This window comes from Amycolatopsis sp. NPDC054798 (assembly GCF_053611505.1).
Genome location: NZ_JBSHAM010000076.1, coordinates 1 through 10,533, shown reverse-complemented (window position 1 = coordinate 10,533; position 10,533 = coordinate 1). Strand labels below are relative to the sequence as shown.

The 10,533-nt window shown below is 71.9% G+C and carries 9 protein-coding genes and 1 pseudogene; all 10 read left to right on the top strand.

Features of this window, described 5'->3' with window-relative positions:
* Positions 1-179: 179 nt before the first annotated feature.
* Complete coding sequence (locus tag ACWGIC_RS34040; RefSeq protein WP_452080023.1) at positions 180-944, top strand: sulfite exporter TauE/SafE family protein; 765 nt, start codon at positions 180-182, stop codon at positions 942-944.
* Between the two features lie 338 nt (positions 945-1,282).
* Complete coding sequence (locus tag ACWGIC_RS34035) at positions 1,283-3,535, top strand: xanthine dehydrogenase family protein molybdopterin-binding subunit (protein WP_452080022.1); 2,253 nt, start codon at positions 1,283-1,285, stop codon at positions 3,533-3,535.
* 1 nt (position 3,536) lies between these two features.
* Complete coding sequence (locus tag ACWGIC_RS34030) at positions 3,537-4,013, top strand: (2Fe-2S)-binding protein (protein WP_452080021.1); 477 nt, start codon at positions 3,537-3,539, stop codon at positions 4,011-4,013.
* Entirely contained in the window at positions 4,010-4,825 is an 816-nt protein-coding gene (locus ACWGIC_RS34025; protein ID WP_452080020.1) for an FAD binding domain-containing protein, read from the top strand. The genes ACWGIC_RS34030 and ACWGIC_RS34025 overlap by 4 nt, the downstream gene beginning before the upstream one ends.
* A 127-nt stretch (positions 4,826-4,952) precedes the next feature.
* Positions 4,953-5,639 carry a flavin reductase family protein gene (locus ACWGIC_RS34020; protein ID WP_452080019.1) on the top strand — a complete coding sequence of 229 codons (687 nt, stop codon included), beginning with the start codon at positions 4,953-4,955 and terminating at the stop codon, positions 5,637-5,639.
* A gap of 374 nt (positions 5,640-6,013) precedes the next feature.
* The gene (locus ACWGIC_RS34015; RefSeq protein ID WP_452080018.1) at positions 6,014-6,865 is read left to right on the top strand and encodes an ESX secretion-associated protein EspG; all 852 of its coding nucleotides are present in this window, start codon (positions 6,014-6,016) and stop codon (positions 6,863-6,865) included.
* A 47-nt stretch (positions 6,866-6,912) separates the two neighbouring features.
* The gene (locus tag ACWGIC_RS34010; protein ID WP_452080017.1) at positions 6,913-7,350 is read left to right on the top strand and encodes a hypothetical protein; all 438 of its coding nucleotides are present in this window, start codon (positions 6,913-6,915) and stop codon (positions 7,348-7,350) included.
* 11 nt (positions 7,351-7,361) lie between these two features.
* A complete protein-coding gene (locus ACWGIC_RS34005; protein ID WP_452080016.1) occupies positions 7,362-9,452 on the top strand; it encodes a hypothetical protein in 2,091 nt (696 codons plus the stop codon).
* Between the two features lie 7 nt (positions 9,453-9,459).
* Positions 9,460-9,759, top strand: a pseudogene (locus ACWGIC_RS34000) (type VII secretion target); the annotation flags it as partial.
* A gap of 344 nt (positions 9,760-10,103) precedes the next feature.
* On the top strand, positions 10,104-10,533 hold a 430-nt coding region (locus ACWGIC_RS33995; protein WP_452080015.1), incomplete at its 3' end, for a YbaB/EbfC family nucleoid-associated protein.

The following is a 10,533-nucleotide window of genomic DNA, read 5'->3' as shown; positions in this document are numbered from 1 at the left end:
GTCAGCGCGGATTCTGTGCGGCGGCCGCGCGGCCGGGCAACCCTCCGGGGCGATCCCGTCCGGTTTCGGACAACGGCGGACGAAAATGTATAACGCCCTATACGTTCCGCCGGGAGAGCGCTGCTCCGGCTGTCGTCCCCCGCCGGAATACACCAGGACCGCCGTGTTGAGATGACAACGTGATCACTGGCCCCGGCGGATTCCTGCTGCTCGTGCTGGCCGGGGTCGGGGCCGGGCTGACCGGCGCGACCGCCGGCCTCGCCTCGCTGGTGTCGTACCCGGCGCTGCTCGCCGCCGGACTGCCGCCGGTCGTGGCGAACATGACCAACACCGTGGCGATGCTGGGCACGACCGCCGGGGCCGCGGTCGGCGCGCGTCCGGAGCTGAAGGGGCAAGGCCGCCGGCTGCTGCCGTTGTGCCTGATCACGACGGCGGGCGGGGCGTGCGGCGGGCTGGTGCTGCTCGTCAGCTCGCCGGACGCGTTCACCGTCGTCGTGCCGTGGCTGATCGGCGGCGCGTCGGTCGTGCTGATGGCAGGCCCGCGGCTGCGGCGGATGGCCGAGCACCGCGAACACCGCGGAATCGGCCCGCTCACCGGGATCGCCGCCTTCCTCGTCGGGGTGTACGGCGGGTACTTCGGGGCGGCGGCCGGGGTGCTGATGCTCGCGCTGCTGACCACGGTGTGGAGCCAGTCGCTGGCCCGCACGAACGCGGCGAAGAACATCGCCACCGGCACGGCGAACCTGATCGCGGCGCTGGTGTTCGCCTTCACCGGAAAGGTCTTCTGGCCCGCGGCGATCGCGGTGTGCCTGGGGTCGGTGGCGGGTTCTTGGCTGGGGTCGGTGCTGGTGCGCTATCTGCCCGCGACGCCGCTGCGGGTGGCGATCGGGCTCGGCGGGCTTTCGCTGGCGGCGGTTTTGGCTTGGCAGGCTTATTCGGGCTGACGCGCAGCGGGTAACGCGCAAGTACGACGCTCGACACCTGACTGGCCAGCTGTCTGGCGCGCTGCGCGCAGACCGGTCGACTCGCCAGCTGACGGATCTGACGCAGGCGGCCGGGGCGATGCGCTTCCCGTTGCGCCTTGGCAAGAGCGGCATCTTCACCACGTTCGCCGAGGTCCGCTGATCGTCCAGCGGAGTCAGCCGCCCGCCCGGGCGAATCGGTGCGCTATCTTCCCGCGACGCGGCTGCGCGCCCGCGATTCCGGCGTGGCAGACCGATTCGGGCTGACGCGAAGCGGCGGATGCGGGCATAGTCGGCGGGGTACCCGAGCAGGAGGACAGATGAGCATTGTCGGCACCCGGGTGGTGCGCGTCGAAGACGAGAAGCTGATCACCGCGGGCGGAACGTACGTCGACGACCTCAAGGAAGAAGCGCTCGCCGGAGCCGCGCACGCGGTCTTCGTGCGCAGCCCGATCGCGCACGCGCGGATCGCCGGGATCGACGTGGCGGAGGCCCGCACCGCGCCGGGCGTGGTCGCGGTCTACACCGCGGCGGACCTCGACCTCGAACCGGGCAAGGCGGGTCCGGTCGCGGAGCTGTTCCTGGCCGGCGACGTCGTGCGTTACGTCGGCGAGCCGGTCGCGCTGGTGCTCACCGAGGAGCGCTACCAGCTCGCCGACGCGGCCGAACTGGTCGATGTGGACTACGACCCGCTGGACGCGGTCGCGGACTTCGACACCGCGCTCGCCGGCGAAACGCTGGTGTTCCCGGACCACGGCAGCAACGTGGTCCACACCCACGGCCCGGAGGAGTTCGACGATTCGGTGTTCGAGGGCTGCGAGGTCGTCGTCACCGAGGAAATCCTCAACCAGCGCGTGGCCCCGGCTCCGGTCGAACCGCGCGGCGCGTCCGTCGCCTGGGGCGAGGACGGCCGGGTGACGCTGTGGCTTTCCACCCAGAACGCGCAGATCGGCCGCAGCACCGTGGCCGGCGGGCTCGGCATCGGCGAGGACCTGGTGCGGGTGATCGCGCCGGACGTCGGCGGCGGGTTCGGTGCGAAGATCGGCGCGGATCCCGAAGCAGTCCTGCTCGCCTGGGCGTCGAAGCGCGCCGGCCGCGCGGTGCGGTGGGCCGAGTCGCGCAGCGAGAATCTCACCGCGATGACGCACGGCCGCGCGCAGCGCAACACCGTGACCATCGGCGGCAAGCGCGACGGAACCGTGCTGGCGTACCGGCTCGACGTCCTCCAGGACACCGGCGCGTACCCGCGGGCGCTGTTCCTGCCGACGCTCACCGAGATGATGGCTCCGGGCGTCTACCGCTTCCCGGTGGTGCAGACGCGCAGCCGCGGCGTGGTCACCACGACCACGCCGATCGCGGCCTACCGCGGCGCGGGCCGTCCCGAAGCGACGGCCGCGGTCGAGCGGGCGATCGACCTGTTCGCCGCGGAAATCGGGATGGATCCGGCGGACGTGCGGCGGGTCAACTTCATCCGTCCCGAGGAATTCCCTTACCAGACACCGACTGGCGGCTCTTACGACACCGGCGAGTACGCAGCGGCTCTCGACAAGGTGCTCGACGCGGCCGGATACGCGCAGCTGCGCGAGGAACAGAAGAAGCGCCGCGAGGCCGGGGATCCGGTGGCGCTGGGGCTCGGCATCGCCTCGTACGTGGAGATCACCGGCGGCGACGCGGCGGGCGAGAGCGGCCGCGTCGACGTGCACCCGGACGGTTCGGTCACCGCGTGGACCGGGAGTTCCCCGCACGGGCAGGGGCTCGGGACGTCGCTGGCGATGCTGCTGTCCGACCAGCTGGGCGTGCCGATGGACAAGATCACCGTGCGGCACGGCGACACCGACGAGGTCCCGCGCGCGATCGGGACGTTCGGCTCGCGCTCGCTGCAGCTCGGCGGATCGGCGATCCGGCAGGCGGCCGAGGAGGTCGTGGCGCAGGCCCGCCAGGTCGCGGCGGAACTGCTCGAAGCCGCGCCGGACGACCTGGAGCTGGACGCCGAACGGGGCGTCTGGCAGGTCCGCGGCGCGCCGTCCAGCACGACGCTCGACTGGGCCAGGGTCGCCGCCGAGGCGGACGGGTTCACCGCCGACGTCTGGTTCGGCGACGGCGCGCCGACGTTCCCGTTCGGCGCGCACCTCGCGGTCGTCGAGGTGGACACCGAAACCGGCAAGGTCGAGGTGCGCAGGCTCGTCGCGCTCGACGACGCGGGCCCGATCGTCAACCCGCTGACCTTCCGCGGCCAGCGGCACGGCGGGCTCGGCCAGGGCATCGCGCAGGCGCTGCTCGAGGTGATGAGCTACGACGCGGACGGCAACCCGACCACGGCGACGCTGGCCGACTACTCGTTCGTCACCGCGCCGGAGCTGCCCGATTTCGAACTGGTGGACATGGAGACGCCGACGACCCGGAACCTGCTGGGGGTCAAGGGGATCGGCGAGGCGGCGACGATCGGGTCGACGCCCGCGGTGCACAACGCGGTGGTCGACGCGCTCGCCCACCTCGGCGTGCGGCACCTGGACATGCCGACCACCCCGCTGCGGGTGTGGACGGCGCTGAACGACGCTAGGAAGGCGAACTGACGTGCGGGTCTCGATCGAGGTGAACGGGAAGACGGTCGAGCAGGAGGTGCCCGACCGCACCCTGCTCGTGCACTACCTGCGGGACACCGCGGGCCTCACCGGCACGAACATCGGCTGCGACACCACGTCCTGCGGGGCGTGCACGGTGCTGCTCGACGGCGAATCGGTGAAATCCTGCACGGTGCTGGCCGCGCAGGCGGACGGGCACGAAGTGACCACTGTGGAGGGTCTGGCGTCCGGACCGGGCGCGGACGGCCTCCACCCGGTGCAGCGCGCGTTCCGCGAGCAGCACGGTCTCCAGTGCGGTTTCTGCACGCCCGGCATGATGATGGCGACGGTGTCGCTGCTGAAGGAAAACCCGAAGCCGACCCGCGACGAGGCCCGCGCGGCGCTGGAGGGCAACCTCTGCCGCTGCACCGGCTACCACAACATCGTCAGCGCCGTGATCGACGCTTCCGGGCAGGAGGTGGCTCAGTGATCCCGGCCGAATTCGCCTACCGCCGCGCGTCCACTGTGGACGAAGCGCTCGCGTTGCTCGCCGAGCACGGCGAGGACGCGAAGCTGCTCGCGGGCGGGCATTCGCTGCTGCCGTTGATGAAGCTCCGGTTCGCCGCGCCGGAGGTCGTGGTGGACATCGCGTCGCTGCGGGAGCTGAAGTTCGTCCGGGCCGACGGGGACGAGGTGGTGATCGGGGCGCTGTCGCGGTACCACGACCTCGAGCACGACCCGGTGCTCGCCGAGCACGCGCCGCTGATCGCGCACGTGTCCGGGTCGGTCGGCGATCCGCAGGTGCGCCACCGCGGCACGATCGGCGGTTCGCTGGTGCACGCCGACTCGGCCGCGGACCTTCCGGCGGCGGTGCTCGCGGCGGACGGCACGCTCGTCGCCCGCGGGCCGCGAGGGGAGCGGCGGATCCCCGCAGCGGAGTTCTTCCTCGGGCCGTTCACGACGCCGCTGGAACCGGACGAACTGCTCACCGAAATCCGGCTGCCGAGCCAGGCCGGACTGGGCTGGGGCTTCGAGAAGTTCACCCGCCGCGCCATCGACTGGGCGATCGTGGGCGTCGCGGTCGCCGGGCGTTCGGTCGGCCTGATCAACATGGGCGGGACGCCGCTGCGAGCGTCGGCCACCGAACGCGCGCTGGCCGACGGCGCCACCGCCGCGGAGGCGGCGAAACTGGCTGCGGAGGACACTTCGCCGCCGGAGGAACCGCACGCCACGGCCGAGTACCGGCGTCACCTCGCGCGGGTCCTCACCGGACGGGCACTGTCCGCCGCGGGCGTCGCCTGACTGTCCGTGAAGGGCTCCTTGAGGGAATCAGATTCCTTCAAGGAGCCCTTCACGGACCTTCCGGGCAGGGAAAGCGACGGCTGATTTCCGCCAGCGACGCCCCGCCGGGGGAGCCAGACTGGGCGGCGTGAACACGACTTTTCCCGCCCACACCGCGATCGAGCCCGGCATCCTGTACTTCGGCACCCCGGTGGTGCTGCTGTCGACGTCCAATGAGGACGGTTCGGCCAACCTGGCCCCGATGTCGTCGGCGTTCTGGCTCGGCTGGCGCGCGATGCTCGGCCTCGGCGCGCGGTCGAAGACGACTCTCAACCTGCTGCGCACGCGGGAATGCGTGCTGAACCTGCCGTCCTCGGCGATGGCCGCCGCGGTGGACCGGCTGGCATTGACCACCGGGTCCGATCCGGTGCCGCCGCGGAAGGAAGAGCGCGGCTACTTCCACGTCGCGGACAAGTTCGGGCGCGCCGGGCTCACGCCGGTGCCGTCGGAGACCGTCGCCCCGCCCCGGGTCGCCGAGTGCCCGGTCGCGATGGAAGCGGTGCTGGAGTCCGTGCACCCGTTCGCCGAGGACGACGAAGCGCAGCGCGGCGGCATCGTCGGGCTGGAGGTGCGCGTGCAGCGGGTGTTCGTGCACGACGACATCCGGGTGCCGGGCACCGACGACCACGTCGACCCGGACGCCTGGCGGCCGCTGATCATGAGCTTCCAGAAGCTGTACGGGCTCGGGCCGCAGGTGCGCGAATCGACGCTGGCGCGGATTCCGGAGCGGATGTACCGCTCACCGGACATCGAACGGGCGCGCGGCGTCCGCTGAGCCCTTCCGTCCATAGTGGAGCGACGAACCGGCGAAACACTGGCGACAGCCGGGCGAACAACTCGGTAAAACCGGGCACGGCAACGGGCCGCCGCGATCCGCGGCGGCCTTTTGTCGGCTTTCTCGCACCCGGGAATTCCGGCCGCCCCGGGGGCGCGCGTCAAGCGGCTCGCAGGGCGAAACCGCAGGTCATGTCTGTTCGGACACGGCCCTCGGTACATTGGGGCAGCTGTCCCCGCGGTGATCACCGGCCCCTGCCGGACTGATAGTCTTTCCCCATTGCGAATCCCAGGCACGGCAACGCAATCCGGCGTCACTCACACGGGTGCCGAGGCGGCTGTGCCCGACCCGGCTGTGGGAAGGATGCCCTCGGGATGGCGGACAGGTTCGAGTTCGTTCTCGACGTCGTCGAAGCTTTGGTGATCGGGGAGGCGACCGGCGGGAACATCCGCCAGTTCCCGCTCCGGATCGGGTCCGTGCCCGCGGAACCGGACCGGTACGTGCAGGTCGCGAAGGTCGTGAACGACGCGATCGAGGAACGCAGGCTCTCGGTCGGCGACGAACTGAGCCCGTACGTGCGCACCGCGTTCGCACTGCTCGCGAAGCCGCGGGTTTCGGTCGCGGTCAGCGGCATCGACGGCCTCGGCGCGGACATCGCGGTGGTCGCGCTCAGCGACGGCAGGCAGGCGCTCGGGATCACCCAGGACGCGAAGACCGACGAACTGCTGTTCTCGCTCTTCGACGACGAGGAGCTCGTCGAGGTGATCGCCGGGGTGCTGCCCCGCGCTCGCCCGGCCAGCACCGGCGCGCACACGATCCGCCAGACGGCCGAGCGCGAGGTCTCCGCGATGACCGCGCGCCGGCGCGCCGAGGCGGCCGAGGACGAGGAAGAGACCGACGCGTTCGGGATGATCGAGGTCAGCGGGCGCGTGCAGCCGCGCCGCCCGGACCCGCGGGTCTCCCGCGCCGCCCCCGGCGGGGTAGAGGTGCTCGAACGCGTGCTGGCCCAGCCCCGGCTCGGCGGCGGGCACATCGTCGCGAGCGGCTGGGGCCGCCACGGCGAGCGGCGCGGCGGCTCGCCGATCGGCTGGCTCGACACCGCCGACGGCCGCTACCTGATCACCTCGGCGGTCGGCGAGGCCGGCGACCTGACCGCCGAATACCTGCCTGCCGGGCACCGCGATCTCGTGCGGGCCGTGCAGCAGGCGGTTTCCGAAGTCTACTGAGCATTTTTCCCCCAGCGGCGACAGTTCACGAGGAGAACGAGGTCCCGATGACCGACGAGACACCGGCGACGGTGGTGGATGCGAAGACGGCGACCGTGGCGGCGCGGACCGACTTCCTTCCCGCGCGCCAGCTGAAGACGCTGGCCGAGCGCGGATCCTTCGCGGTGGACGACAACACCGGCGACAAGATGATCGCCGCGCTCCAGGGCGTGCTCGACTCCATGGAGGCGCACGTGCGGCTGATGGAGAAGATCGCCGAGGTCCCGGCGATGTCGAAAAGCCCCGCCGGGGTCTTCGTCAGCAAGCACATGGCCGAGACCGCGCGCGACCAGCAGGGCCTGGTCACGCAGCTGCAGGCGGCGCACAAGGAGTTCCCGACCTACGTCGAGGCGATCAAGCTCGCGAAGAAGAACTACAAGGAGCGCGAGCACAGCTCCAGGGAAACCTTCGAGCGCATCCACCGCACCGCCGAAGAACAGGGCTGAAGGGGAGACCAGTGGCCGAGAAGAAGCAACCGACCGCCGAGTCCGTCTCCGATCCCTCCTCGACGGACTACGACCCGGGCAACACCGCGCTCTACAACCCGACGCTGGACCCCTCGTCGAAGTACTACATCGGCCCGGTGCGCCCGGACGACGTGGCCTCGGGCGACCAGCTGCGCGAGGACGCGCAGCGCAAGATCGACGCCATGTTCAACGGCTGGCTGTTCCCGAACGTCCAGGGGAAGCTGCGCGACCAGCTGGTCCAGAAGATGTACGAGCGGAACCTGAAAGAGTCGAAAGAGCATCTGGGCAAGGACCTGGAGATGCGCGACCCGGGAGCCGCCCCGCACACCGACTGGAAGAACGCGACGCACGAGCAGATGGTCGAGGCCATCACCACGCACGCGGACCCGGCCGCGGTGGCCGAGTCGTCGGAGTCCTGGGTCAGCCTCGGCAACGAGCTGGCGACGCACCAGAAGAACCTCGGCGACGCGATCAACGCGAGCACCTCGGACTGGAAGGGCGCCGGCGGCGACGCGGCGCGCGTGCACCTCGCCAACGTCGGCAAGTGGCTCGGAGCCACCGCGCAGGGCGCGACGCTGACCGGGCGCCAGCAGGAGGTCCACTCGCAGGCGCTCAACGAGACGCAGAAGGCGATGAACGCCAACCCGCCGGTGAAGTTCTCGGCGCAGGACGCGAACAAGGTCCTGATGACGATCAAGGACCCGGCCGCGTACGTCGTGGCCTACTCCTCGGCGATGAAGACGTTCACCGACCAGCAGGCCGCCCGGGACCAGGCCGCGCAGATCATGACGCGGTACGACCAGACGATCGGCGGGGCGGTGGCGACGCCGCGGTTCGCCGAACCGCCGAAGCTGCCCGCCGAGACGGACCGGTTGCAGCCCATGGTCCAGGGCGCCCCGGCGGGCGGCGGCGCGGGCGCGCCGGGCGGGCTGCGGGTCGGCCCGGACGGCCGCCCGATCGGCCCCGACGGCAACCCGATCGGCCCGCCCGGGACCACGGTCGGGCCGAACGGCCAGCTCATCGGCCCGGACGGGCGCCCGCTCGGTCCCGACGGCAAGCCGATCGGCCCGCCGGGGACGACGGTGGGCCCGAACGGGCAGCCGATCGGGCCCGACGGACGGCCGATCGGCCCGGACGGCAAGCCGCTGGGCCCGGGCGGCGGTCCCGGCGGTTACGGCGGCGGCCCGGGCAGCGTCACCGGCGGTCCCGGCGGGCAGCAGCCCGAGCACAGGTTCGACCCCGCGTCGCTGAAGATCCCGGAGGGCGGCCCCGGCGGCGGAAGCCCGGGCGGCGGCGGTCCCGGCGGGTCGTTCCCGCCGATCCCGGGGTCGAACGACCCGGGTTCGACGAAGGCGCAGGGCTTCACCCCGCCGAACATCCCGCCCATCCCGGGCGGCGGTCCTGGCGGCGGCGGCCCGAACTTCACCCCGCCGAACATCCCGCCGATCCCGAACACCGGCGGTCCCGGCGGCAGCGGCCCGAACTTCACCCCGCCGACGTTCACCCCGCCCACGATCAAGGACGGGGACCCGTACAAGCCGAACCCGTACAAGCCGCAGCCGTTCAAGCCCTCGATCCCCGAGGGCCCCGGCGGGATCAAGCCGTACGAGCCGAAGCCGTTCAATCCCGGCAAAATCGGGCCGGACGGCAAGCCGTTGTTCCCGGGCGGCGGCACCGGGCCGAGCGGGGAGAAGCTCGGCGGCATCGGCAAGATCGGCGGCGTCAACGGCGAGAGCATCAGCAGCAGGCTCGGCGGCGGCGGTGCGGGCGGCCTCGGCGGAATCAAGGGCGGCCCGGGCTCCGGCGGCGGGGGCGCGTTCAGCGGCGCGGGCGGTTCCGGCCCGGCCGAGGAAGGCGTCGCCGGGCGCGGCGGTCCCGGTTCGGGCGCCGCGGGAGGCAAGGGCGCCGCAGGCGCTCCCGGCATGGGAGCCATGGGCGGCGGCAAGGGCGGCAAGGGCCCGGAGGACAAGGAACACAAGGTCGCGAGCTTCGTCGAGTCGGACGACCCGTCGTTCTTCGCGCCGGACGAGGTCGTCGCCCCGCCGGTGATCGGCGACTGGAAGAACAAGGACTGGAAGTGAGGCGGCGATGAGCGGAGGCGCACAGGGGTTCCGTGTAGAACCCGACGACCTCGTGGCGCACGCGAGCCACCTGGACGGCCTGGTGGACCGGCTGAACACCGCGGCGCAGGCGGCGAACTACGCGATGTCCGACGACGCGTACGGGCTGCTGTGCGCGTTCCTCCCGCCGATCATCAACCCGACCGGCGAGAAGGCGAAGGAAGCGATCAGCGGGGCGATCGAAGGCGTCCAGGCGACCGCGGACAACGTGCGGACCGCCGCGAAGTCCTACCAGGAGGGCGACGAGGGCCAGTCGAAGCCGTTCAAGAAGGTCGCGACCGAAGGGCCGCTCAGCAAGGAGAACGCCGCGGAGCTGAAAGACCGGTACCGGGTCGGGGTGCAGGCCCCGGCCGGGCAGAACGTGCCGTTCAACCGGGACTTCACGCCCGCGGAAGCCCGGTACGAAAGCGCGGAGCCCTTGCAGCCGAAGGACCGGGCCGAGGCTCCGCTGCGGACGAACCGGGACGTCTCGCCGGACGAGACGTAGCGAGGCGCCGCCCTCGCGGCGCGGCGGCGGGCGAGTACCGTCGACGGGATGACGGTGCCGGTCGCGGCGAGGACTAGACCCGCCCGCAGCGGCGCGGGTGACGGGATTCGAGGAGAACGAAAAGCATGACCAGCGCGGGTGGGCTGGGCGACCTGATCAGGGACCCCGACGACGCAATCCGGCGAATGGACGAATGGGCGGCCGGGTTCGCCCGCAAGGCGGAGCGCTACGCGGCGGCCCAGCAGGAAACCGAGCAGCTGCGGCTGACCGCGACGAGCCCGGACGGGACCGTCAAGGTCACCGTCGGGGCCGACGGGGTCGTGTCGGACCTGGTGTTCAGTTCCCGCACGCGCACCATCCCGCCGGAGGAGCTCTCCAGGATGGTGCTCGAGACCATGCGCAAGGCGCAGTCGGGCATCACCGACCGCGTGGCCGAGGTGATGGGACGCAGTCTCGGCGACGAGGACCCGGACACCCGCGCCGTCATGCTCGATTCGCTCCGCAACCGCTTCCCGGACCCCGACCCGGAGCCTGCCGAGCAGGACAGCCAGGAAG

Coding starts and splice junctions, on each gene's coding strand:
- ACWGIC_RS34035 (WP_452080022.1), top strand. CDS start 1,283: ATGAGCATTGTCGGCACCCGGGTGGTGCGCGTCGAAGACGAGAAGCTG.
- ACWGIC_RS34015 (WP_452080018.1), top strand. CDS start 6,014: ATGGCGGACAGGTTCGAGTTCGTTCTCGACGTCGTCGAAGCTTTGGTG.
- ACWGIC_RS34010 (WP_452080017.1), top strand. CDS start 6,913: ATGACCGACGAGACACCGGCGACGGTGGTGGATGCGAAGACGGCGACC.